General features: G+C 71.4%; 15 protein-coding genes. 7 read left to right on the top strand and 8 right to left on the bottom strand.

Annotated features, from left to right (window positions below):
• Positions 1 to 112: 112 nt before the first annotated feature.
• The gene (locus tag QMG86_RS16440; protein WP_434086185.1) at positions 113 to 850 is read left to right on the top strand and encodes an alpha/beta fold hydrolase; all 738 of its coding nucleotides are present in this window, start codon (positions 113 to 115) and stop codon (positions 848 to 850) included.
• A 35-nt stretch (positions 851 to 885) separates the two neighbouring features.
• Here QMG86_RS16440 and QMG86_RS16435 read toward each other — a convergent pair whose 3' ends face one another.
• Together QMG86_RS16435 and QMG86_RS16430 are read right to left on the bottom strand one after the other, a co-directional pair.
• Complete coding sequence (locus QMG86_RS16435) at positions 886 to 2,673, bottom strand: hydroxysqualene dehydroxylase (RefSeq protein ID WP_281880596.1); 1,788 nt, start codon at positions 2,671 to 2,673, stop codon at positions 886 to 888.
• Positions 2,666 to 4,078, bottom strand: a complete 1,413-nt coding sequence (locus QMG86_RS16430; RefSeq protein WP_281880595.1) for an NAD(P)/FAD-dependent oxidoreductase — start codon at positions 4,076 to 4,078, stop codon at positions 2,666 to 2,668. The genes QMG86_RS16435 and QMG86_RS16430 overlap by 8 nt, the downstream gene beginning before the upstream one ends.
• A 160-nt stretch (positions 4,079 to 4,238) precedes the next feature.
• Here QMG86_RS16430 and QMG86_RS16425 point away from each other — a divergent pair, with 160 nt between their 5' ends.
• The gene (locus QMG86_RS16425) at positions 4,239 to 4,883 is read left to right on the top strand and encodes a TetR/AcrR family transcriptional regulator (RefSeq protein ID WP_281880593.1); all 645 of its coding nucleotides are present in this window, start codon (positions 4,239 to 4,241) and stop codon (positions 4,881 to 4,883) included.
• A 46-nt stretch (positions 4,884 to 4,929) separates the two neighbouring features.
• Positions 4,930 to 5,919 (top strand): Gfo/Idh/MocA family protein, encoded by a 990-nt coding sequence (locus QMG86_RS16420; RefSeq protein WP_281880591.1) that lies wholly within the window; start codon positions 4,930 to 4,932, stop codon positions 5,917 to 5,919.
• Here QMG86_RS16420 and QMG86_RS16415 read toward each other — a convergent pair.
• The 5 genes from QMG86_RS16415 to QMG86_RS16395 form a co-directional block, all read right to left on the bottom strand.
• Positions 5,902 to 7,152, bottom strand: coding sequence for a glycosyltransferase (locus QMG86_RS16415; RefSeq protein ID WP_281880589.1), 1,251 nt, complete (start codon positions 7,150 to 7,152; stop codon positions 5,902 to 5,904). The two genes, QMG86_RS16420 and QMG86_RS16415, sit on opposite strands and share 18 nt — an antisense overlap.
• Complete coding sequence (locus tag QMG86_RS16410) at positions 7,149 to 8,246, bottom strand: alpha/beta hydrolase (protein ID WP_281880588.1); 1,098 nt, start codon at positions 8,244 to 8,246, stop codon at positions 7,149 to 7,151. The genes QMG86_RS16415 and QMG86_RS16410 overlap by 4 nt, the downstream gene beginning before the upstream one ends.
• Positions 8,246 to 10,504, bottom strand: a complete 2,259-nt coding sequence (locus QMG86_RS16405; RefSeq protein WP_281880586.1) for a thioester reductase domain-containing protein — start codon at positions 10,502 to 10,504, stop codon at positions 8,246 to 8,248. The genes QMG86_RS16410 and QMG86_RS16405 overlap by 1 nt, the downstream gene beginning before the upstream one ends.
• Positions 10,501 to 20,508, bottom strand: coding sequence for a hybrid fatty acyl-AMP ligase/type I polyketide synthase (locus QMG86_RS16400; RefSeq protein WP_281880585.1), 10,008 nt, complete (start codon positions 20,506 to 20,508; stop codon positions 10,501 to 10,503). Before QMG86_RS16400 ends, QMG86_RS16405 begins: the two co-directional genes overlap by 4 nt.
• 85 nt (positions 20,509 to 20,593) lie before the next feature.
• Positions 20,594 to 21,886, bottom strand: coding sequence for a glycosyltransferase (locus tag QMG86_RS16395; protein WP_281880584.1), 1,293 nt, complete (start codon positions 21,884 to 21,886; stop codon positions 20,594 to 20,596).
• Positions 21,887 to 22,708: 822 nt separating this feature from the next.
• On the opposite strand from QMG86_RS16395, the gene QMG86_RS16390 reads away from it, so the two are divergent.
• From QMG86_RS16390 to QMG86_RS16375, 4 genes are read left to right on the top strand one after another with little or no spacing between them, the layout of a single operon-like run.
• On the top strand, positions 22,709 to 23,044 hold the full coding sequence (locus QMG86_RS16390; RefSeq protein WP_281880583.1) for a histone-like nucleoid-structuring protein Lsr2: 336 nt from the start codon (positions 22,709 to 22,711) through the stop codon (positions 23,042 to 23,044).
• A gap of 35 nt (positions 23,045 to 23,079) precedes the next feature.
• The gene (locus QMG86_RS16385; protein WP_281880581.1) at positions 23,080 to 24,096 is read left to right on the top strand and encodes an iron-containing redox enzyme family protein; all 1,017 of its coding nucleotides are present in this window, start codon (positions 23,080 to 23,082) and stop codon (positions 24,094 to 24,096) included.
• Between the two features lie 31 nt (positions 24,097 to 24,127).
• Complete coding sequence (locus QMG86_RS16380; protein ID WP_281880580.1) at positions 24,128 to 24,781, top strand: HemK2/MTQ2 family protein methyltransferase; 654 nt, start codon at positions 24,128 to 24,130, stop codon at positions 24,779 to 24,781.
• Positions 24,759 to 24,968 (top strand): CDGSH iron-sulfur domain-containing protein, encoded by a 210-nt coding sequence (locus QMG86_RS16375; protein WP_281880578.1) that lies wholly within the window; start codon positions 24,759 to 24,761, stop codon positions 24,966 to 24,968. The genes QMG86_RS16380 and QMG86_RS16375 overlap by 23 nt, the downstream gene beginning before the upstream one ends.
• 7 nt (positions 24,969 to 24,975) lie before the next feature.
• On the opposite strand, the gene QMG86_RS16370 is transcribed toward QMG86_RS16375, so the two are convergent.
• On the bottom strand, positions 24,976 to 25,464 hold the full coding sequence (locus QMG86_RS16370) for a CinA family protein (RefSeq protein WP_281880576.1): 489 nt from the start codon (positions 25,462 to 25,464) through the stop codon (positions 24,976 to 24,978).
• Between the last annotated feature and the right edge of the window lie 102 nt (positions 25,465 to 25,566).

Raw genomic sequence — 25,566 nt, 5'->3', positions numbered from 1 at the left:
TCCGCTGTCACCGTAGGCGAGGTTGTGGTATCCACCTTCCGGACCGCACTACGAAATCGAAGGGACGCCAATGCCCAGCAAGCCCCCGATCGTTCTTCTGCACGGTGTCACGATGTCCGAACGGGTGTGGGACGACGTCACGCCCTTGCTCGCCGCCCGGCACGAGGTGATCACACCGACCGCGCTGGGCCACCGGGGCGGCCCGCCCGCCCTGCGGCGACCGGCGCGGGTCGAGCATCTGGTGGACGATATCGAACGGCGGCTGGACGGGCTGGGGCTGCGCCGGGTGCACATCGCGGGCAATTCGCTGGGTGGCTGGATGGCGATCGAATTGGCCCGTCGCGGTCGAGCCGAGACCGTCTGCGCGCTCTCGCCCGCCGGGTTCTGGGAGGCCGGGGACCGCAGCCGCTCGGCCGCGACTCGCCGCATCGCTCGCGAGGCGATCACCGGGCAGCTGTTCGGCTTCCTCGCCCCGCTGGGGCTGCGCAGCGCGGTGGTGCGGCGGATCGCGTTGCGCAACATCGCCGTGCACGGTGATCGCCTCAGCGCGGCGCAGGCCATGACCTGCTTACGCGACCTGCTGGGATGCACCGTCACCGCAGACTTGCTCGGCACCGACGAACAGATCGCTCCGCTCACCCCGTTGCCGTGCCCGATCACCGTGGCCTGGGCAGAACACGACCGGGTGCTGCCCGAACCGGTCCACGGCCCGATCGCCCGGGTGCGGCTGCCGGAGGCGGTGTTCTCCGTGCTGCCCGACACCGGTCACGTGCCGATGATCGATGACCCGCGGTTGGTCGCGCAGACGATCCTGGCCACCACGAGCAGCACCGCCGCCGAGGCGTCCTGAGCGAGACCGGACGGGCATTCCGCGGCGCCGCCCGGTCACACGTCGAGCAGGTGGGGCAATCCGGCGCGGTAGCGGTCGGCGTCGATGCGTTTCCACGGCTCGAACACCGGCAGGGACACCAACGGAAAGATCGGCACGCGGGGCGCCGGGTCGTCGGCGGCGTCGAGGATCGCGTTGGCCGCGGCGCGTCCGGATTCGTTGGCGCCCTCCATCGTCGCGAGGTCGATGTTGTTGCGCACGTGGTCGCCGCCGAAGAACAGGTTCGGAACGGCGCAGCGCGCCTGCGGGCGGTGGTCGTAGGAGCCGACCGTGTTGACCAGCAGCGGGGTCTCGTTGTGGATGCCGCTCGCGCTCCAGCTGATCCCGGGGTCCAGATGCCAGGAGCGGATGTCCTCGGGACGCAGCCAGCCCGTTCCGGTGTTGAGCCATTCGGCGAGCTGGGCCCACACCTCTTCGGCGATCTCGGCGGCGGTGCACTGTTTGGCCGGACGGCGGAAGCGGATGCCGGGGGAATCCCAGTCGGAGATGTCCACCGAAAGGCATTCCCGCACGGTGCCGTCGCCGTAGCGGGCGGCGAAATCGCCCACCCACATCGGCGCTTGCCGCAACGCGGTGAGCGCCCACGGCGAGCCGAGCGCCGCGATGTGACCTTCCGGCAGCTCGGTGGGACGGGCGAGGTAGTACTGGATGCCGACCATCCAATCGGTACGCAGCTCCCGCATGCCGGCCAGATGCGGGTCGGCGTCGAGGATGTCCTCGCTCAGCAGCGGGACCGCGTTGTCCACCGGCATCGCGCACAGATACCAATCCGCGGTGACCGCGGTGGCGCGGCCGCTGGGGTCGGTCACCGTCACCGAGGCGATCCGGCCGTCGCGCAACCGCAGCCGCGTCGCCCGCTGACCCATCACGAACTGCACGCCCCGCGACCGCAGATATGTCACCCACGGATCGATCCATGCCTCATTGGTGGGGCGGTTGAGAATACGGTCGATACCGGCGGAATACTGCGGGATCGCCCCGCTGCCCGCCAGCACCAGCGCCTCGCCGATGGTGCCGATCGTGCGGGCCGAACTCACTTGGGGTTTGGCCGCTACGGTGATCCGGGTCAAGGCGCTGACCAGGTATTCGCGATAAGCCGGTGACTTGCCCTCGGCGCGCAGGATCTGCTCCCACGTCACGTATTCCCACTGCCCGAATCGACGTTCGGTACAGGAGGTGAACCAGACGACCATCTGTTTGGCGAAGAAGGCGAGTTCGGCCGGTGGCAGTTCGGGAACGAAGCCGAAGGCACCGATCAGGGTGTTCTGCAACCGCTGCGGGTCGAGCTGGTCGAGGCCACCGAATTCGACCGGCGCATAGATCGGCGGCCTGCCCCGGAAGCCCGCGACGGTGCCCTCGACCCGGACCAGGTTGCCCGCGACGCCATCGGGATTGCCCGGGAAGGGAATGCGCCGCATGGTGTCCGGAAGGTTCTGATAGCAGCCGGGAAAGAACCGGAAGCCGTGCTCGCCGGGCAGGTCCGCGCGGCCGCCGGTGCCGGTGCCCGGCACGCCCATGCTGCGGGCCTTGCCGCCGAGGAACGCCGGTTCGTACACGGTGACCGCGTAGCCGCGCTCGATCAGTTCGTGTGCCGCCGACAGCCCGGCGACTCCGCCGCCGAGGATCGCGACCGATTTGCCTGCGGTGCGCGACCCTGGCGTTCGGCGTGCTGCGGGGGCGGCGTGCGCCGGCGCGGCGGCGACGGCCATTCCGGCCGCGAGCGTGCCGCGCAGCAGGTCGCGGCGGGTGAGGTCGATGGTCGGCCGAGGACGCGAGTCATGCATGTCGATCTCCTGAAGATGCCGCGAGAACGCGCCGCGGCGGCCGGGACTGGATGGCGTCGGCAGGATCGGGGCGCGTGAAGGCGCAGGCCTCCCTCCGTTCGGCGACCGCGTCGCGGCATTCGCCCACCAGGTCCGCGAGAACCGGCCAGGGAGCGCGCCACGATGCGCGCAGCGCGCCCGCCGCGAACGTCGCCGCGCGTGCGGGAGTGAAGACATCCGCGGGAGTCACGGTGCGGGAGAAGATTTCGGTGACCGCGTCGGCCAGCGCGGGGTCGGAGGCGGCCCTGCGATAGAGCTCGATCTCCAGGGGGCGCATCGCCGTGCCCCGGGCCAGCCGGTTGGTCCACTGGTAGACGCCCAGGCATTCCCGATCGCGCAGCTGTTCCCACGCGGCCAATGCGGTGTCGAGGTGCTCGGTGTCGTCGAGGGCCGGTGCGGTGAGTTCGCCGAGCAGCCGGCCGTAGCGCAGCGCGTCCCGGATGCCCTGCGCGGTCACCGGGTCTTTGAAATGGCCCGCGTCGCCGGGCAACGCCCAGCCCGGGCCGGTCGAGCGGCGGAAGTAGGAGGCCAGGCGCGTGGCCGAGCGCACGCGTCCGACCCTGCGGCAGTCCCGCAGGCGCCGCTGCAGCCCCGGCAGCCGCTCGATCGCCTCCTGATAGCGGCGTTCGGCGCGCCCCGCGCCCGGTTCGCCGGGGTGCGCGGGCGGCTGGACGAGGCTCAGCAGCAAGCCGTCGTCGCAGGGGAACGCGGTGCCGAGATCGGAACCGGACCGCCATTGGGCCGCGATGTGGCGCTGGTCGGGCGCGCCGTCGTGCCAGTACGCGAAGTAGCAGTCCCGTCCGCTCGGCGCGGACAACCGGGGCCGGGTGACGCCGACGAGCCGGGCCACCGTGCTGCGACGTCCGTCGGCTCCGACGACCAGGCGGGCGCGCACCTCACGAGCGCCACCCCCGTCGGCATAGCGGACGCCCACGCAGCGATCGCCCGACCACAGCAGGTCGGTGACCAGGACGCCCTCGCGAACCCGCGCGCCGGCGTCCACGGCGGTGGCCACGAGCGCGGCGTCCAACCCGGTCCGCCGCACGCACATCGCGTAGTCGACGCCGTCCACCGGCGTGAACGACGACCGGACATGATAGCCGCCGCCGTCGGCGAAGGCCGTGGTCAGCGGAGGCGCGCCGAGCCCGAAAACACGCTCGAGGGCGCCGGCGCGGCGCAGTTCGGCAAGGCCGCCGGGCCACAGCAGGTGCGTCGAGAGGGTGTCGGAGGGAAAGCGCGCGGAGTCCAGTGCGAGGACCTCACGCCCGGCCCGCGCGAACGCGATGGCGGCCGCGGAGCCCGCGCAGCGGGCGCCGACCACCACCACATCGGTGTACTCGATTGCCGGAGAGGGGGATCCGCGCATGCCCGAACACCTCGGTCACATAGTCTCGGACACTGTGTCCGATCGATGGTGAGCGGTGGCCGTCCGAATGTCAATATCGGTGCCGTGTCGGCAGAATGGGGAGACGCACCCGACCCGGCACAGCCGAGCAACGCGGCCCCGCGCCGCAGAGAGGAGCCGGATGCCCTCGCTGACCCGCGTCCCCAGAAACGCACGCAAACCGGTCGACGATCGGCGCGCGGAGTTCGAGCGACGCGTCCTGGCCGCCGTGGAGGACCTGCTCGCCGACGGCACGCCCTACACCGAGATCGCCGTGCACCGGATCGCCGCCGCGTCGCAGTCGGCGCGGTCGACGTTCTACCGGTATTTCCCGGACAAGAGCCGACTGCTGATCCGCATGGCCGAATTGGCCACGGCGGATCTGTTCGAGGCCGCCGAGCGCTGGTGGATCGCCGAGCACACCGGAGGGGAGGCGGGTGTGGTGGCGGCCGTGCGGACCATGATCGCGGGTTTTCGCGAGCACCGGTCGCTGCTGCTGGCGCTGAGCGAGGTGGCGGCCTACGACCGCGACGTCGGCGCGTATTGGCGCGGGCGGGTCGCATCGTTCGTGCGGGTGGTGCGATCGCGCCTGGAGACCGACCGGGCCGAGGGCCGGATCAGCCCGGCGATCGACCCGCACGCCACCGCCGTGGTGCTGACCTCGATGGTGGAACGCGCGATCGCCGCGGGCTTCTCCTCCGGCTCGGGCGTCACCGACGACGCGCTCGCCGAGGCGCTGGGCCGGGCGATCTGGTTGACGGTGTACGGCGACGCACCGCAGCGCTGACGGAACTCCCGGCCGCACAACCGGATTCATTGCTACAGTCGCGCCCATGACGCAACCCCTGCGGATCGGCATCCTGGGCGCCGCCCGCATCGCCCCCGCCGCTGTCGTGCGCCCCGCGCGGGCGCACCCGGACGTGGTGGTCGCCGCGGTGGCCGCGCGCGAGCCGGAACGCGGCCGTGCGTTCGCGCGCGAGCACGGCATCGAGCAGGTCTTCGACAGCTACGCCGCGCTGATCGCCGCGCCCGATATCGACGCCGTCTACAACCCGCTGCCGAACGGCCTGCACGGCCGGTGGACGAAAGAGGCCATCGGCGCGGGCAAACACGTGCTGTGCGAGAAGCCGTTCACCGCCAACGCCGCCGAGGCACAGGAGGTCGCGGCGCTGGCAGTGCGGTCGGATCGGGTGGTCATGGAGGCCTTCCACTACCGCTATCACCCGATGACAAGGCGGGCCGAGCAGATCATCGCCTCCGGGGAACTCGGCGAGTTGGTGCGGGTGGAGGCCGCGATGTGCTTTCCGCTGCCGCGATTCTCCGACATCCGCTACGACTACGCGCTCGCCGGCGGGGCGCTGATGGACGCGGGCTGCTACGCGGTGCACATGGCGAGGGTGTTCGGCGGCGAGGAACCGGAGGTCGTCACGGCCACCGCGAAGCTGCGCGGCCCGCGCATCGACCGCGCGATGAGCGCCGAGCTGCGTTTCCCCTCCGGTCACACCGGCCGGGTGCGTTGCTCGATGTGGTCGTCGGACGTGCTGCGCATCGGCGCGCGCGTGGTGGGTGAGCGCGGCGAACTGCGGTTGCTCAACCCGGTGGCGCCGCAATTGCCGCGCAGGCTGTGGGTGCGTTCGGAGCGTGGCAGGCGTACGGAGAAGATCTCACGCCGCAGCACCTACGCGTATCAGCTCGACGCCTTCGTCGCGGCGGTGCGCGACGGCGAGCCGGTGCTCACCGCGCCGGAGGACGCGGTGGCGACGATGACCGTCATCGATGCCATCTACGCGGCCGCGGGCCTGCCGCTACGGCAACCGGCCTGACGAAGCCGCCGTGATCGCCTCGGTATAGACCGCCACCAGGCGTTCGGTGAAGCGGGACTGCAGCGTCCGGCCGGCGTGGCGGGCGAGAACTTCCCGCATGGCGTCGAGCCGGTCCGGCTGCTCCGTCAGCACGCGCAGCGCCTCGGCCAGTGCGCCGGTCGAGGAATCACGGGCGCGCCATTCCCCGCCTTCGGGGACGGTTTCGGTGACGTCGGGGTCGCAGTGCAGCACGGGAATGCCGGTCGCGACCGCCTCGAGCAGCACCATGCCCTGTGTGTCACACCCGGCGGACGGGAACAGCAGCACGTCATGGGAGCGCATGGCGGCCAGGCACTCCACCTGGCTCACCTCGCCGTGCAGCCGCACCCGCTCGCGCAGCCCGAGCCGGTCGACCGCCGCCCGCAGACGCGCCTCCAGCGCTCCCGCACCGTAGATGTCGAGGGTGCAGCCCGCGGCCCGGTGCACCGCCTCGACGGCGTCCAGTGGCCGCTTCTCCGCGGAGAACCGGCCGCACCAGAGCACTCGCAGCTCACGATCGCCGCCGCGGGAGTGCTCGGGAAGAGCGCGCACGAGATCGTCGTCGACTCCGTTGGACACCACGTGGATCGGCCGGTCCACGCCGTGCGCGGCCAGCCGCCGGGCGAAATGCCTGGTCGGCACGACGACTTCGTCCGCGGCTTGCGCCTGGGCGACCAGCGGCCGCCAGGCGTGCCGCGCGGTGCGGCTCTCCGGCAGGCGCGGCATCGCCTCGCGCAGGCCGACGAACGCACCGTGCAGGACGCGCGTGGTGAGCGCGGCGAGGTAGGGGAACGGGGCGTTGCGTTCGATGAACGAGTCGTCGCGACTGTGCATGGACTGCACGACCGGAAGGCCGTGGCGGCGCGCGGCGCGCAACCCGATGACGCCCGCGCCGTAGGTGGTCTGCGCGTGCACGACGTCGAAACCGCGCTCGGCGAACACCGCGTCGACGAGACGTGCGTTCCCGCGGGTGGGCAGGGCGACCGGATAGCCGTTCACCGTCAATCCGGCCGTGGTCGCCAGCAGGACGATATCCGGGTCCGGCGGCATGGATCGCGGTGCGGGAATAGTGAATACCGTGACGTGATGCCCCAGCCGTTCCAACGCCGTGCGCTGCGCGCGCATCGACGTCTGAATGCCACCGAGGGTGGCGGGGTGGAAGTCCGCGAACATGGCGATGCGCAGGGCACGGCCGTCGCCGTTCGGTGCGCTCACACGGCGCCCTGCGATCGGGGGAGGTGATGCCCACAGTCGTCGAGGAATTCGAGGATGTGCCCGTACACGTCCAGGGCCGCGCCGCGACCGAGGAAGGTGTCGAGATGACCGTAGGAAGGGACCTCCACGTAGCGGACGTCCAACTGGGGATGCCGGGCGTTGAGCACGTCGTGGCACAGCTTGTTCGAATCGAGCCAGACCTCGTTGCGGCTGCCCGACAGCAGCAGCACCGGGCAGTCGATCCGGTCGGCATGGTCGAGCGCGTTCTCCGGTAGCGCGCGGTAGCGGTCGTCGTTGTCGTTCCAGCGTTGCACCGCGTGCGCCAGCTCCATCCGCCGCAACTGCGGAAGGACATGGACCGGGATCGGCCCGAACAGCTCCGCGAGCCGGTCGTGGGTGCGCGGATCGAGATGGTCGTGCACGAACAGCTCCACGCCCATGCCCCAGCCGCCGTGGACCATCCGGCAGGTGGGATCGGTGCATTCGCCTTTCCTGGTGAGCAGGGCGTAGAGCAGCGTCTTGCGCGACCACAGCCCCACTTTGCGGAAGTCCGACTCGACGTGGTGGACGCGGGAGCCGAGCAGTTCGCCGCCCACGAGCACGCGCATCCGCACCGAGTTGCTCACTTTGGGCGTGAGGAAGACACCCTGGGCGACGACCCCGGCGAGGCCCGGTACCAGTCCCGCGGCCAGGCTCATCGACAGCGCCAGGGCGCCGACGCAGTGCGCGACCACGAACAGCGGCCGGTCGCCGATGCGCGCGCGGATCTGCTCGACGGCGCCGGGCAGGTCGTAGAGGGCCACGTCGTCGAAGCTGAAGCGCGGACCGGCGGCGTTGTAGGGCAGGCGGCAGCTGCCGCGCCAATCCAGCAGCCAGGATTGGTATCCGGCGTCGAGCAGCGCGTCGACGACGTTGCGGATCTCGGGCAGCAGGAACATGTCCGAGGACACCCCGTGGCCGTGGACCAGCAGGACTGCGGGCCGGTCGGGGTCGTCGACGACGACACGGCGCAAGCCCAGCCGGATGCCGTCGGCGGCCTGGAACGGGATCTCCTCCACGGCGGGCGCGGCGCCCGGGCGGATGGGGGTGAGCATCAGCGCGACTCCTTCGCGTTCCGGCGCAGATCCAGCAGCTCGGTGCCCACGCGTAACGCCGGCTCCAGCAGGCCCTTGCCGAGCTGGGATCCGAACCAGCTCAGCCACAACAGTTTCGCGGTCCGCCGCTGCCGCTCGGACAAGCGCGGATCCACCTGGATGCCGTCGATCTGATCGCGCAGGTAGGTCTCCAGCGGGACGGCGACCTCGCCGGCGAGGCTCGCCGGTTCGCCCGCGCGGCCGAGTTCCACGGTCAGCGTGCGCGCCTGCCGGACGAGGGTGCGGCGCGCCTCGGCGTATTTGTACCCGGACAGCCACCACGCGCCGCCCTCGGCATCGCGCAGCGACAGCCGGTAGTGCATCAGCGGATGCTGCCATCCGTGCCGCAGCGGAATGCCGTCGTGCGGACGCACCGACAGCGCTCCGGACACGGTGAGCGGTTCGTCGTGCAACCGGGCGCAGCGCATCTCGCCGCTGATGTCGACCGTGCGTCCGGCCACCAGCTGGTGGGTGCTCGCGATGGACAGCCGCAGCGTCAGCGCGCAGGAGGTGTCGGCGGTCGCGTCGACGGGCCCGAGCGTGCCCACCAGCGTCTCGGTGAACCACAGGTAGGGTGTGTCCTCCGGCTGCGGCAGCCGCGCCAAGCCGGCGCCCGCGAGCATCTCCAGCGTCTTGCGTTGTGACTGCGCACCGTAGCGGACCGGCTCGGGCAGATTGTGGGCGCGCAGGAAAGCGCGGGTGCGCTCGTCCCCTGCGGCGGGCGCGGAGGCCATCGTCTCCAGCGGGTGCCGGGCGACGGGGCTCTGCAGCACCTGCGCCAGCGATTCCAGCTCCGGCACCGGCTCGGTGCGGATCCGTTCCACCACCTCGTCGCACCAGGCCGCCCAGTGCTGCACCCGCATGTCCAGGCCGATCGCCGCGGACTCGCCGAGCATCTGCTCCAGCGTGGTCGGCGTGCCGGTGAGATGGTAGTTGTGGCCCCACGCGTCCGGTGCGCACACGATCGCCGCCGCGACCTTGCTCACCCAATCCACCGGGGCCACATGCAGATTGCGCAGCGCGGGGACGGTGCCGAACCGCGACAGCGCCGCGATGATGCCGCTGTTGAGGTCGCGGGGATTGTGCGCGCCGGTCTCGCGGTGTCCGCCGATGCCGCCGGGGCGCAGCACCGTGACGACCACACCGTGTTCGCGTGCCCGCCGCAGCACCGCCTCGGCGGCCCATTTCGTCCGGTCGTAGCCGATCACGAGTTTGCCGACGTTCGCCACCGGGTCGTCCTCGCCCATCGCGGCGATGCCGAGCTCGTTGAACACCGCGATCGAGGAGACGTGGTGCAGCGGTTTCGGTCTGCCGGTCGCCGCCAGCCGCGCCAGGGTCAGCGGGCCGAGGACGTTGCCGCTGCGCAGCGACGGGTAGCCGCGCAGGAAGTCGACCGCGGCGCCGACGTTGACGATCGCGTCGATCTCCTCCGCCAGCGTGGCCCAGCGTTCCTCGGACAGCCCGAGACACGGTTCGCGCAGATCGCCGGTCAGCACCGTCACGCGCCTGCGCACCTCCGCCGACCACGGCAGCAGAAACCGCGTCAGCGCCGCGGCCAGCCGGTCGAGGGCGGCCGCCTCGTCCTGCGCGCGGATCAGGCAGACGACGTGCGCGTCGCTGCCGCGCAACAGGTCCAGCAGCAGATGGCTGCCGAGGAAGCCGGTGGCGCCGGTGAGCAGCACGCGACGCGGGACGACGCGCTGCGGCGGGTCCACGAACGGCAGCCGGTCGGCTCCGGCGACATCGGACATGATCTGCGCGAGCTGCTCGTCCACGGTCTCCGGGGCCGCCACGGTGGTGGCCTGTCCGGTCGTCGGGGAGCCCAGCCAGCGCTCGGCCAGCCTGCGCGGACGGGCGTCGGCGAACACGTCGTCCAGCTCGAGGTGCACGCCGAGCTCGCCGGCCAGCGCCGCGACGAACTGCACCGCGGCGACGGACGTGCCGCCGCCGTCGAAGAAGTCCGTGTCCGGCCCGACGGTCTCGGCGGTGAACCGGTTCGCCACCCGGGTGACCGCCGCGGTGAGCGACTCGACGTCCCATTCCCGGGGACGCTCGACGGCCGGCGGCGCGGTGCGCGCCGCGCCACCGGCGCGCGCCAGCAAGGAGGCCACGTCCAGACCGCCGCCGCGTTCGATGGCCTCGGCGAGGTCGCGCCGATCCGCTCGCGGGTACTCGCCGTTCACGCCGCGCATAGCAAACTCCTTGTCGGACATGGTCATTGCGCCCAGGATCGGAACGTCCGCAGGCGATCCAGCGGCACCTCGGGCTCCAGCCGCTCGGCGTCGACGTCACCGCCGCCCAGCGCGGCGGCCAACCGGCGGGCGGGCACATTGCGGGCGGTGCGGTGGACGGTCATGCGCACCGTCGCGCAGCCCAGCGCCGCCGCACGGTCCGCCAGCCAGCTCAGCAGGCGTTCTTCGACGCCGCGGCCGAGGGCGCGGCAGCTGAGATGCCAGCCGAGCACCCGCAGCACGGTCCCGTCGGCGTGCAGGGCCAGCACGGCGATGGTTCCGTAGTCACCGAACCGGTCCCGCGCCGCGGCCGTCCACACCTCGCCGTCCGCGCGCCAGTGGTCCACATCCTGCTCGGTACCGGCGCTCATCGCGAATTGGCTGGTGCGCCGGACCAGTTGGGCGGCGCGCGCCCGCGTGCGGTCGGTCAGCCGCTCGACGGTCACCTCCAATTGCAGGCTGTCGAGGAACTGCGCGAAGTCCAGTTGCTCGCGGGCCATGTCGCGCTCGCGTTCGTGCCGGTAGAACTCCGCCCGCCCGGCGTCCTCCGCGGTGACCGCCACCGGCGTCACCGGCCACAACCGGGTCAGGAACGCCTCCAGTTCGCCGACCGGCGGACAGGTCACCGCGAGCACTTCCGGCAGCCGCGAGCGCATCTTCGCGATCTCGACCGGGTTGTCGTCGAGATAGACCACGTCGTCCAGCGCGAGCCGCAACGCGCGCGCGGCCTGCGCGAGCCGCTCGGCCTTGCCATCCCATCCGGTGGAGACGACGGTGAAATCGGCGGCGCGCAGCGGACTGTCGGAGCGGTCCAGGACCGCGTGGACGGATTCCTCGTCGTTGTTGCTGATCAGCACGAGCAGAGTCCCCGCAGCGCGCCATTGCCGCAGCCGCCGCGCCAGCGCGAGCCGCGGTGCGTCGAAGGTGACGCCCTCGGGCCCGATCTCGCCCACGACGCCGCTCCACAACGTGTCGTCGCCGTCCACGGCGACGACCTTCGGCGCGGGCAGCAGGGCGACGCGGGCGACGTCGGCGAGCGTCAGCGCCACCGCGGCCTGGAACTCCTCGGTGAACGGCAGGTGCGCCAGCGCGTCGGTCCGCTCGTCGAAACGGTTCGCCACCCGGTGATCGCGGGTCCAGTCGGACTCGGTGAGCACCGCGACGCCGGGGATCTCCCGCATCCGCTCGGCGGTGCGCCGCTCCCACCGGGCCAGTCGCTCGTCGAGGGCGGGCGCGGGAAGGAATCCGACGATGATCGGCCCCCGGGCGCGCTCGGCCGCTTCCCGGACGGCGGCGGGATACTGCGCGGCCAGGTCGGTGAGCGCATCGTCGGACAGGGCGCCGAATCGCTCCAGGTCCGCCGCCCGCACCAGCACGATGCCCAGCGCGGTCGACGGCTGGGCGAACACTCCCGACGGGTCGCGCAGTCCGGCCAGGACGTGGTGGTAGGGCGCTTCGAGGACGGTCGGCCCGTCCGCGCCGTGGCCGTGCGCGGAGGCCGCGCTGTACAGATCCGGCAACTTGCCCAACGCGAACGTGGCCCCGAACGCGACACCGTGCGGTACGGCGGGACGCGATGCGCTCGACTGCGGGCGCACCGGCAACCCGGCCTGCTCGACGACCTCGCCGAGCAGCGCCAGATAGTCGTGCCCGAGGCGGGTGCAGGACGCGTCGTCGATGATGTCGGCGTTGTAGGTCAACCAGATCCGACCGGTGTCGGCCAGCACGGCCACCATGAGGTCGAGATCGGAGTACCCGGTTCCCACCGGGACGATGTCCGCGCGCCGGCTCGGCGCGGCGGCCCGCAGGTAGTTGAAGTACACCTCGACCAGCGGCGCGTTGTCCCGGTACAGGCCCTCCGCGGCGAGCGCGGCGAGCACGTCGGAGAACCCGGCTCCGGGGACCAGCAGCCTGCGCAGCCGGTCGCCGGTCCGGCGCAGCAGGTCGTCGACCGACTCGCCGGGCTCGACGGTGGCGGGATAGGGCACCGGCACACCGAAATAGCCGACGGCCGTCGGCGCGTCGGCGTGGATGCGGGTGTCCACGGGGACGGCGAGCGCGAAACGATCGGTGTCCTGCCGCCGGGCGAGCAGCACCGTCAGCGTGCCGAGGAACAGCGCCGCGGGCGTGATGCCCAGTTCGCGGGCGCGCCGCGCCACGTCGTCCCCCAGCCCGGCGGGCAGGTCCAGCAGTACTTCTCCGGCACGGTGACTGCGCTGCGCGGGCCGGGGCCGGGCGAGGGTGAGGTCGAGGCGGCGGCAGCCCGTGAACTCTGCACGCCACTCGGCGTCGGGCTCGGTCTGCGGCGCCTGCGCGGCGAGCAGATCGTGCATGTCCTTGTTGGACGGGATGTCCGGGTACGGCGTGCCGGACAGTTCGGCGTCGATCTCCGCGGCGACCAGCGCCATCGATTGAACGTCGCACATGCCGTGGTGCGCGCCGAAGATCAGCGTCTGCTCGCCGGTATCGGAGGTCAGCAGCTCGAACCGCCACAGCGGCCCCTGCGCCAGGTCGAACGGCTCGCGCATCAGCTCGCCGAACCTGGTGCGCGCGACGGTGTGGTCGAGCCGATCGACGGCCGTGCAGCGCAGCAGCGGCCCGCCCGGCCTGGCCCGCACCTGCAGCCGGGTGCCGTGCTCCGCGCTGGGCACCACGACCGTGCGCAGCGCCGCGTGCCGCCCGGCGAGGCGGGCGAGGATCGCGTCCAGTTCGGCGTGGTCGACGGCCCGGTGCAGGCGCATGGCCAGCCCGCCGGTCTGCGCGGCACTCGGAACGCCTTGCTGCGCGGTGCGCAGCAGCCGCATCAGGTCCCGGGTAACGGGCAGGGTGACGACCTCGGGGACATCTTGCTCGGGCGGGCGCGCGGGGGGCTCGGCGGTGTCCGTGCGCGCTGCCTCGCCGATGAGGTATTCCGCCAGCGCCACCGGGCTCTGATGGGCGAAGATCTCGCTCAACGGCACGAGGATGCCGGTGTCGTCGCGCAACCGGTTGCGCAACTCCACCGCCATCAGCGAGTCCATGCCCAGCCCCTGCAACGACCGATCGGGTGTGATGGCGTCCGCGCCGGTATGTCCCAGCACGTCGGCGGCCCGGCGCGCCACCACCTCCACCGCGAGCGCGGTCGCCTCGCCCGGCGGCAGGCCGCGCAGCCGCTCGGCGAACCGCGACCGCATCGACGGATCGCCTGCCTCGCGATGGACGGCAGCGCGGCGCGACGGCGGACGGATCAGCCCGCGCAGCAGCACCGGAACGGACGGCGCGCGCCGCATCGCGTCGGCGTCGATCCGCATCGGCGCCAGCACCGGCTCGGTGCGCCGCAGCGCCGCGTCGAACGCGGCCAACCCGTCGTGCGCGGACAGCGCCCGCACGCCGGAGCGTTCCATGCGGCGGATGTCGGCCGCCGCCAGCACCTCGTGCATGTCCAGGCTCCACGGACCCCATGCCAGCGATTGCGCGGTGCGTCCTTGTGCGACGCGATGCGTGGCCAGGGCGTCGAGGTAGGCGTTGGCGGCGGCGTAGTTCGCCTGGCCGGGATTGCCGAGAACGCCCGCGACGGACGAGAACAGCACGAAGCACGCGAGATCCATGTCCTCGGTCAGCTCGTGCAGATGGTGCGCCGCGTCCACCTTCGGGCGCAGCACCGCCGCGAGCCGTTCGGGCGTGAGCGAGCCCAGCGTGCCGTCGTCGAGCACCATCGCGGCGTGCACGACACCGCTGAGCGTGCGTCCACGCAGCACCTCCGCCAGCGCGGCGCGATCGGCGACGTCGCAGCGGGCGAAGACCACGTCCGTTCCGAGACCGGTCAGTTCGGCGCGCAGTTCGTCGGCGCCCGGGCCGTCGGCGCCGCGGCGGCTGACCAGCAGCAGTTTGCGGACGTCGTAGGCCCGCACCAGATGCCGGGCCAGTAGTGAACCGAGCCGTCCCGGCGCTCCGGTGACGAGCACGTAGCCGTCGCCGAACTCCGGGCGTCCCGGCGCATCGCCGGTCATCGGCGGCCGCGCCAGCCGCGGCGCGGACAGGGCTCCGTCGCGCACGAGAACCTGTGCCGCACCGGAGGCCAGCACCGTCGCGATATCGAGGTCGGCGTCAGCGCTGTCGACCAGCACGATGCGGTCCGGATTCTCCGACTGCGCCACCCGAGCCAAGCCCCAGACCGCGGCTCCCGCGGTGTTCGGGACGTCCTCGCCGGGCAGCGCCATCGCCCGGCGGGTGCGCACCACGATGGTCGCCGCGGCCAGGCGCGGGTCGTCCAATGCCGCATGGAAGGCTTCGAGTGTCTGCCGTACCGCCGCGTGCACCGCGTCGATCGAATCGCCCTCGGCGACATCGATGAGCACCGCCTCCGGGGCGTGGTGTTCCGGGCCGAGCGCCGACCAGGGCACCGCGGTGACCGGCCGGACCGTCACCGGTGCCGGAAGGGCCGCCCATTCCGGCCGGAACAAGGTGCGGTGCGCGGCGGACAGCGCCCCGTCGAGCAACCGGGCCGCGGGCGCGGGCCGCAGCACCAACGATCGCACCGACACGACCGGGCGGCCGCTGGGATCACTCGCCGAGACGCGCACCCCCTCGGAGCCGTCGTTCGAGATGCGGACCCGTAGAGCCGTCGCACCGGAGGCGTGCAAACTCACCCCGGCCCACGCGAACGGCAGCAGGGCCGAATCGCTTTCGTCCGCGCTCAGCAGCAGCGCCGCGTGAAGCGCGGAGTCGAGCAACGCGGGATGGATCTCGAACCGCGCGGCGTCGCCGTGGGCGGACTGCGGAAGGGCCACCTCCGCGAAGACGTCCGCGCCGCGCCGCCACGCCGCTCGCACCGACCGGAACATCGGCCCGTACCGATGCCCCCGCCCGGACAGCCGCGCGTACATGTCGTCCACGTCGACGACCGCCGCACCGGCCGGAGGCCATACGGCGGCGTCGAGGTGACCGGCATCGGCTTCCTGTTCCTGCGCCAGCATCCCGCGGGCGTGCAACGTCCACGAGGTGTCCAGATCCCGTTCCAGACGCGAATGGATGGAAACGGGACGGCCGCCGGTCGCGTCGGCGTCCCCGACCGTCACCTGGAGCTGCACCGCCGCATCCTCCGGAAGCACCAGCGGGGCGTGCAGGACGAGTTCGCGCACGTCTGCCGCGGCCACTTCGTCACCGGCGCGGATCGCCAGTTCCACCAAACCGGTTCCGGGCAGGAGCACCGCGGCGGGCGCGGCGTGCTCGGCCAGCCACGGATGGGTCCGCAGCGAGATCCGGCCGGTGAGCGTCACGCCACCGGAATCAGGATGCGGCACAACGGCGCCGACGAAGGGATGGCCCGCGGACTGCAACCCGAGCGCGGCGGCGTCCTCGGACGCCGATTCGGTCCAGAACCGCCGCCGGTCGAAGGCATAGGTCGGCAGGTCGACGCGGCCGCGCGCGGGCACCAGACGCGACCAGTCGAGGTCGCGGCCCGCCACCCACAGCGCGGCTTGGGCGCGGGCCAGGCTGCGCGGCCCGTCCTGCTCGCGCACCAGCGAACCGACGGCGACCACCTCGCGACCGGTCTGCTCCGCGACGGCCCGCACGGCGGTGGTCAGCAGCGGATGCACGCCCAGTTCGATGAAATACCGGAACCCGTCGCCGATCATGCGCTCGATCGTGTCGGCGAACCGGACAGGTTCCCGGGCATTGCGGTACCAGTAGCCGCCGTCGGCGGAGTCGTCCGTCAGCTGCTCACCCAGCACGGTGGAGTACCACGGAACGACTGGCGACGCGGCGGTCAACCCGGCCAGTTCGTCCAGCAGTCGCTCGCGGATCGGTTCCAGCAGAGCCGAATGTCCCGCCAGCGCCGGTCCCGCGGCCAGCACCCGCACCTCGACCTGTTCGTCTTCGAGATCCCGCACCAGCGCCTCGACCGCGTGGCGGGCTCCGGCCACGATCGTCGAGCCGGGAACGTTGACCGCCGCAACCGACACCGTCTCGGCCCCGGCCAGGCGTTGCGCGAGCCGCTGCTCGGGCAGGCCGACCATCGCCATCGCGCCCTCCTCGGCGATGCCCGCCATCAGTCGGCTGCGGGCCACGACCACCTGCGCCGCCTCGTCGAGCGTCAGCGCGCCCGCGACGTAGGCCGCGGCGATCTCGCCTTGGCTGTGCCCGATCACGGCATCCGGGAGGACGCCCGCGGCACGCCAGGTGGCCGCGAGCGCGGCCATGGTGGCGAACAGCAGCGGCTGCACGAGGGTGAAGTCGCCCAGTTGCGCCGGGGTGAGCCCGAACAGCGCGGTCGCCAGCGACCATCCGGTGCGATGGCGGAACGCTTCGTCGCAGCGGGCGAATTCGGCGCGGAACACTTCGGACCGGGCCAGCATGTCCCGCGCCATCCCCGCCCACTGCACGCCTTGGCCGGGGAAGACGAACGCCGTCTTGCCCGCGGTGAGCGCCGCGTCCACAGCGACCACGACGTCGGGTGCAGCACCCTGCTCGACCAGAGCGCCGAGACCGGACAGCATGTCGTCGCGGTCGCCCGCGACGACGACGGCGCGCCATTCGAACGGGGTGCGCTGCACCGCCAGGGAACGCGATACGGGTGCGGGCGTCAGAGCGGGGTCATCGGTGACGTGCTCGAGCAGACGGCGCGCCTGACCCTGCAACGAGGCCCGGTTGCGGGCCGAGATCGGCAGCAGGGCCACCCGAATGTCCTCCGGCGCGTCGTCGAACTCGCCGGAGCTGTCGTCGAGTGCGGGCGCCTCCTCCAGGATCAGATGGGCGTTGGTGCCGCTGAGCCCGAACGCGCTGACTCCGGCGCGGCGCGGCCGGGCGCCGCGAGGCCACGGCATCGACTCGGTTCGCACGGCCAACCCGCTACCGTCCCAGTCGATCTGCGCGGTAGGCGGCCCATCGTGGGCCATCCCCGGTATCCGCTCGTGTTGGAGCCCGAGGATCAGCTTGATGACCCCGCCGATGCCGGCCGCCGCCTGGGTGTGGCCGACATTGGATTTCAGCGAGCCCACCCCGAGCGGACGCTCCGGCTCCCGGCCGGGACCGAAGACGCGGGCCAGCGCGCGCGCTTCGATCGGATCGCCGAGGGCGGTGCCGGTGCCGTGCGCCTCCACGTAATCCACGTCCGCGGGCGTCAGCCCCGCCGAGCGCAATGCCGCATTGATGACCTGCTCCTGCGCGAACCCGTTGGGGGCGCTGATCCCTTGGCTGCGGCCGTCCTGGTTGATCGCGGAGCCGCGGAACACCGCGAGCACCTTGTCGCCGTCGCGCCGGGCGTCGTCGAGCCGCTTCAACAACACCAGCCCGGCGCCCTCGGCCCAGACCGTGCCGTCCGCGCCCGCCGAGAACGGCGCGCACCGTCCCGACGGCGACAGCACACCGAGTTTGCACAACTCCACGTGCGCGGTCGGGCCCATCAGCAGTGTCGCGCCACCGGCCAGGGCGAGATCGCACTCGCCCGCGCGCAAGCCCTGCGCGGCCAGATGCATGGCCACGATCGAGGAGGAGCACGCGGTGTCGAGGGTGACGGCGGGTCCGTGGAAGCCCAGGGTGTAGGCGACCCGGCCGGAAGCCACGCTCGGCGAGAGACCGGTGCCCACCTGCCCGTTCAGCTGCTGCGGTGCCGGGTCGGCGAGGTATCCGGTGCTGTACACCCCGAAGTAGACGCCGGTCATGCTGCCCTGCAGCTGTCTCGGGTCTCGCCCGGAGCGTTCGATCGCCTCCCAGCTCAGTTCGAGCATCAGCCGTTGCTGCGGGTCCATCACCGCCGCCTCGCGCGGGCCGATGCCGAAGAACGCGGCGTCGAACTCGTCGACCTGGGTGAGGTACCCGCCGCGGAAGGTGTACGCCTTGCCCTCCGCCGCCGGATCCGGGTCGTAGAGCCCGTCGACGCTCCAGCGCCCCGGCGGCACCTCCGACAGGCCGTCGCGTCCGTCGTCCAGCAGGCGCCACAGCGATTCCGGATCGTCGGCGCCGCCGGGGAAACGACAGGCCATCGCGATGATCGCGATGGCGTCGTCGGTGCGCTCCTGGCGTGCGACGGGCGCGGTCTCGGCTTCGGTGCGGTGCAGCGCCGCGACCACTTGCGCGATGGTCGGGTGCTCGAAGAACAAATTGGTGTCCAGGGTCCGTCCGACCCGGTCGGACAACTCCACGACGAGCTCGACGAGGTCCGCGGAGCCCAGGCCGAATTCGACCAGCGGACGGTGCACATCGATCCGCGCCGGATCGAGATACGCCAACCGGGCGATGATCTCCACCAGCGAGTTCTGCAATTCCTCGGCGGTCATCGCCCCGCCGGAGGACGTGCTCGCCGGCGCACCGAGCTCGTCGAACTCACCGCCCGTGGGCAGCACCGGGGAGAACTCGCCGTCGAGATAGGCCGCACGGCAGGCTTGCCGCTGCACCTTGCCGCTGCTGGTCTTCAGCAGCGCGCCGGGCCGGATCAGGACCACCGATCGCAGCGTGAGCCCGTGCTCCGCGCCGATCGCCGCGCGGATCGCGTCGTCGGCGTCGGCGAGTTCGGCCGGGTCCTCGGTGCGCACCTCCGCGACGACGACGGGCAGCTCCCCCTCGATGCCCTCGTCCACGGAGAACGCCGCCACGCAGCCCGCGCGGACGGCGTCGTGCGCCGTTTCGGCCGTCAGCTCCAGGTCCTGCGGGTAATGGTTCTTGCCGTCGATGATCAGCAGATCCTTGCGCCTGCCCGTGACGAACAGCTCGCCGCCGGACAGGAAACCCAGATCCCCGGTGCGCAGGAAGGCCCGATCAGCACCGTCGAGCCGGGCGTGGAAAGTCTCGTCGGTGGCCGCTTCGTTGCCGAAATAGCCGGCAGCGACACTGGTTCCGGACACCCAGATCTCGCCTTCGACGCCGTCGGCGCACTCGGTGCGGCGGTCGGGGTCCACGACGACGATCGACAGTCCGTCGGCCGGACGCCCCACGCCGACCAATTCGGAGCGGCCCGGCGGCAGGAGCACCGTCGGCCGCGCGCCGAGTTCGGCGGCACTGACGATGAGCGTCGCCTCGGCCAGACCGTAGACCGGCTGGAACGACTCCGCCCGGAACCCCGCGCTCGCGAAGGTGTCGGCGAACCGGCGCACGGTGGCCGGACGCACCGTCTCCGAGCCGTTGAACGCCACCTGCCAGCCTCGTAGGTCGAGCCGATCGATCTGCTCGGACGTCATCCGGCGCAGACACAGCTCGTAGCCGAAGTTGGGTCCGCCGCTGGTGTGCGCGCCGAACGCCGACACCGCCTGCGGCCAGCGCTCGGGGCGCTCCAGGAAGTGCCTGGGCGACAACAGCACCGCGTTCGCCCCGACGAACATCGTCTGCAGCACGGGCGCGATGAGCCCCATGTCGTGGTACATCGGCAGCCAGCTGACGAACAGTGCGTCGGGCAGCGACGCCAGCACCTCCGGCGTATGGCCCAGCGCCGTGGCGATCGCGCGTTCGTTGTGCAGCAGGTTCGCGTGGGTGACCACGACGCCGCGCGGCGCGCTCGTCGAACCCGAGGTGTATTGCAGGAAAGCGACCGAGTCCGGACCGACGGCGGGCCTGCGCCACGCGGCCGCCGCGTCGTCGGGGATCTCGTCGGTGGCCAGCCAGGCCGGCGCGCCCAGCTCGGGAAGGTGCTCGACCGCCGCCGCCGCGTCGGCGCGGATCTGCCCGGTGGTGAGCACCGCGTCGACGCCGGCATCGGTCACCATGTGCCGCAACCGCCGCAGGGACCGCGCGTCCAGCTGCGGCAGCGGTGCGGGCACGGCGACGACATTCGCGGCCAGGCAGCCGAAAAAGCTCGCGATGAAATCCAATCCGGACGGATACAGCAGCAGCGCCCGGCGGATGCCGCGATCCTGCAAGGTGGCGGCGATCGCCCGCGCGCGGACCGACACGGCGGCGTAGGTGATCTCGTCGACGGGACCGTCGGCATCCCCCGTCCGCAGGAAGCGGTAAGCCGTGCGCGCCGAGTGGGTGTCGCCACGGCTGAGCAGGACATCGACGAACGAACGGTATTCGGTCATGCGGTTCAACCTTCGGAACTCGACTGTCACGGTTGTCGTGCGCGCGCCGGACGACGCCGGGATCGCCCGCGGGCCGACCGGCGGCTCATGGTCGGGTGGTCGCGGCAGCCGATTTCTCCACGGCGTCGACCGCGGCGAGCACACCGTTCTCCGCCGCGACCGTGCGGCCGATCTCCGCCGCACGCTGCCGCACCCGCGGCGTCAGGGCCTGCGCCAGCGCTCGATGCAAGCGGTCGGTGGTGATCGTGCGATACGGGAAGGTCGCTCCGATGCCGAGCGCGGCGATGCGCCACCCGTAGAAGAACTGATCGCTGTGCACCGGGATCACCACGGCCGGGATCCCCGCCCGCACCACGTCGTGGGTGTTCCCGCTGCCGCCGTGGTGCACGACGGCGCTGCAGCGCGGCAGCACGCGGTCGTAGTCGAACGAATCGATGATCAACAGGGAGCGGTCGGCGCTGAATCCTTTCGGGAATCCCTCGCCTTTCACCGTGACCAGCGCCCGCGCTCCCAAGCGCGCGCAGACCGTCGCGATCATCTCGCGGCATTCCACCGGATCGAGCACGGGCATTCCGGTCATGCAGAAATAGATCGGTGGTTCCCCTTCGTCGAGCCACGCGTCGAGTTCCGGGTCGACGACCGCTTCACCCCAGGCGTCCCGCAGCGCGGGCGGCAGAACGGAGGCGCCGACGATCGTCGCGCGTTCCGGCCAATCGTGCGGCTTCGGCAACAGCACGGGACTGACCATGTGGACCAGCGGTATCTGCTCGGCACGTAGTCGCCGGAACGGATTGCGCGGCCTGCCCGGCAGACCCATCTGCTGCCGCAATTGCCGGTCGACCTTGCGGTACAGGAACGTGTAGGACAATTCGAAGAGACTGTAGGTCGCCCGCGACAGCAGCCGCGAGGAGGTCATGTTCTTCGCCATGAACGACGACGGGAACTCGTCGGTGCGTTCCAGCGGATAGGGCAGGCAGCCGAGCACCGGCGTCCCGGTCTTCTCGCGGAACTCCATCGCCCACGGCAGCGTGGACGCGCAGGCGACGACGACATCGGCGTCCGCGCAGGTCTCCGCGAGCACTTCGTGCATCGCGACGCCCCGCTCGCCTTCGATGATCTTCACCGTGTCGAGCATGATGCGCACGAACGGCAGTGTCTTGCCGGAGGCCAAAGCGCGTTTGGCCGCGGTCGTCTCGAGCAGTTCCGCGGCGTCGAAGGGAATCACCTGCGGTTCGAAATTCGCGTTGCGCACGATGTGCGCCTGATTGCGGGTGGCGGTGATCGCCACGTCGTGCCCGCGGGCGCGGAATTCGTGCGCCAAAGCGAGATACGGTTGATGATCGCCCCTGGTACCTGCGGGCAACAAGGCCACACGCATACTATCGACTTCCGCTCGTGCACTGGGCTCGTCGGGCCGAGTTCGGTGAATCGGCCGACATCTGGTTCGTTGTGGGGTCCGCCTCCCGCGGATGTCCCACTCGCTCGACAGAGTTCGGAACGGTACTCGGCCCCCCGCCGTCCTCAACGGGCCGATTGCCTGCCTGCAGAATCGAGAGATGATCCTTTCGTCCGAACCGTGAACCGACCGGCTACCCGCACCCGGCATGGTCGGTTCCTGCGAAACCGGCGCAGGCCAGTATTCCGCCTCGACCGGGCGCCGTCCAGACTAGGCGGAAGAGGAGTCGTGAACTTCTCAACGGTGGGAGCCGGTATGCCCCGAAAAATGGGGGGCACAACCGATTTCGGCACGTTACGGTGCCCGGGTGCGGGATCCCGTTCCGCTATGTGTGGCCCGCCGAGCTGGACCTGATGACCGAGCCGGCCGGTCTGCGGCTGCGTGAACGCTGGGAAGGATGGACGCGGGAGCCGTTCACCGGCGAAAGCCGCGGGCACGTCTCGGTGTGGCAGAAGGTCGCCGACTGAATTCGACCGGCAGCAGTGTGGACCGGCTCCGGTGAAATGCGGCTCCGTCGACGCGGCCGGATTCGGCAATTCGCCGAGGGGCCGTTTGCGGCCGGGCCGGGTGCGCGGGCAATATGTGGAGGCTCGACGGTCGCCGCTGGTGCGTCGCCGGTTGCGACGCGCTCCGTGCCGCGGTGGGGGACCCCCGCCGTCCGGTGGGCGGAACTGATCTGTTATCTACTGGCTACGAATGTTTTTTCGACTGCACGCGCTCGGTAACCGTGAAGGGATTATCTCTATGGCACGCAAGGTCGTCGTGACACTGGTCGATGACTACGACGGCAAGTCTCAGGCCGAGGAAACCGTGTCTTTCGCCGTGGACGGCGTGGCCTACGAGATGGACTTGTCGACGGAGAATGCCGGCCAGTTGCGCGGATTCTTCGAACAGTGGGTTCCGTATGCCCGCAAGGTCGGTCGTGCGCGCCGCGGCCGCGGCGGGGTCCTGCGGTCGGCGAACGATCGGGAACAGGCCACGGTGATCCGGGAATGGGCGCGCAAGAACGGCATCGATGTGTCGGCGCGGGGACGGATCTCCGCCGAGGTCGTCGAGGCGTACAAGAAGGCGAACGGATAAGCGATAACGTCGCCGGGCCGGGGTAAGCGACCGGTATGACGGTGATGATCGACCCCCAGCAGCAAGATCTGCCCCGCCCGCGCGGCGAGCTGTCGGAGGCGGTGGTGGAGCTACTGCGCGGCAGGCCGGGCGGGCCGGTGCCGGGGCTGGGTGCGGTGGACCCGTACGGCGAGGACCTGCATCTGGCCCTGCACACCTGCTACGAGCTGCACTATCACGGTTTCGGTCCGGTCGATGCCGGGTGGGAATGGGACCCGGGTCTGCTGGGTCTGCGAGCCGCGATGGAGCAGCGGTTCCTCGGGGCGCTGCGCGACGACGTGCCGGGGGGAGCGGATCTGGACGCGGAACTCGAACAGTTGCTGGTCACCCCGGCCGAGCCGGAGGGACTGAGCGGTTTCCTGCGCGAGGAGGGCGAGTGGTGGCAGATGCGCGAATACTTCGTGCATCGTTCGATCTATCACCACAAAGAGGCCGACCCCTACGCCTGGGTGATTCCCCGGCTGCGGGGCCAAGCCAAGGCGTCGCTGGTCGCTGTCGAGTTCGACGAGTTCGGCGGCGGGCGCGGCGAACGCGTGCACGCGCAGCTGTATGCCGATCTGCTGGCCGGCGCCGGGCTGAACCCGGACTATCTGCACTATCTGGACGCGGTTCCCGCGCCGATGCTCGCGCTGGTGAACATGATGTCGCTGTTCGGGCTGCATCGCTCGTGGCGCGGCGCGCTGGTCGGTCATTTCGCGACGGTGGAGATCACCTCCCCGCCCGGCGCTCAGCGCCTGGTGGAGGCGTTGGAGCGGTTGGACGCCGATCCGGCGTGTCTGCTGTTCTATCGCGAACACGTCGAAGCCGACGCGGTGCACGAGCAGGTCATGCGCACCGGTGTGATCGGTGACCTGCTGCGGCGCGAACCCGCGCTGACGGAGTCGGTGGCCTTCGGCATCCAGGTGACGAACCTGCTGGAGGACCGATTCGCCGATCATGTGCTGGCGGCGTGGCGCTGCGGTGGCAGCTCGTTGCGGGCTACCGGCGGCGGCCCGGGCGGCGCGCGGGATTAAGCAGCGCTCGGCGGGCTATCCGCTGAATGTGATGTTGATTCGACCTCCCGGCGTCTATCCGCCGCAGCTGGACACCTGGTTGCTCGTCCGTGCCCTGTCCGAGGCGGGCGTGCCGCACGGCGGGCATGCGTTGGACGTGTGTACCGGCACCGGCGCTTTGGCCGTCGCCGCCGCGTACACGGGAGCCGCGCGGGTGACGGCGGTGGACGTCTCCCGCGCCGCTGTCGTGTCCGCCTGGTTGAACTGCCGGCTGCGCGGGATCGACGCCGAGGTGCTGCGCGGGGATTTCGCGGCGGTCCTCGGCGGGCGCAGTTTCGATCTGGTGCTGGCCAACCCGCCCTACGTGCCCGCTCCCGAGGGCACCGACAGCCGCGGCCTCGCCCGCGCGTGGGACGCCGGAGCCGGGGGGAGAGCGATCCTCGACCAGTTGTGCGCGTCGCTGCCCACCCTGCTGAAACCGCGGGGCGTCGCGTTGATCGTGCATTCGGCGTTGAGCGATCCCGACAAGACGTTGGCCCAGTTGCGGGAGCGGGAGCTCAAGGCCGCGATCGTGGCACGGGCGACCGTGCCGTTCGGGCCGGTGCTGCGCCGCCGCGCGGAATGGCTGGAATCGGCCGGGTTGATCGGACCCGGTCAGCGAATGGAAGACCTGGTGGTGATCCGTGCCGACCGCATCCGGCAATGAGCAGTGGCGGCGGGTGACGCTCACCGCCGACGGCCCCGCGTTGATCGAGGGCCCGGTCGAGTTCGTGACCGCGGACGGCCGGACGGTCCGGTCCGACCGGTTCGTGGTGGCGCTGTGCTTGTGCAAGCGCTCGAAGAACTACCCGTTCTGCGACACCAGCCACCGCAAGCGGCGCCGCTCGACGTGACCGCGGGTCACGACGGCGAGCCATCCCGGCCCAGCGACCGGACGGTGTCGAGCAGCGTTTCGGTGGCGCAGGCGACGGTCTGCTCCACCACGTCCGCGGGTTCGCCGTCGAACTGACGGTGCCAGGCCCGCACGCCCTGCTCGCCTGCGATCGCGAACCACACCGACCCCGGCGGCTGGCCGTCCTGCGGATCCGGGCCGCCCGCACCGGTGACCGCCACGGCCACACCTGCTTTCAGCAGTTTCCGGACACCCGTGGCCATCGCTTCGGCCGCGATTCGCGACACCACCGGCACGTCGGGCACTCCCAGAACGGTCTGCTTGACCTCCGTGCTGTAGGCCACGAGGCCGCCGCGGAACCAGTCGGAGGAATTCGGCGCGGCGCCCAGAGTGGCCGAAAGCCGTCCGGAGGTGAGCGATTCGGCGACCGCCACGGTGATCTCCGCCTCCTGCGCCAATTCGGCCAGTTCCTGTGCGTAATCGTCCGCGTGGGGCATCTTCGTCCTTTCCTGTGTTCGCTGCCTGTTCACCATACGGCCGGCGACGAGGTGCGCCGCACGGCGCACACCGCGGTTTCGGCGGCGTGGCGCCGGGAATGT

The sequence above is a fragment of the Nocardia sputorum genome, assembly GCF_027924405.1.
GTDB lineage: Bacteria > Actinomycetota > Actinomycetes > Mycobacteriales > Mycobacteriaceae > Nocardia > Nocardia sputorum.
The sequence above is the reverse complement of the archived record's forward strand: the minus strand, read 5'-3'. Positions and strand labels throughout refer to the sequence as shown.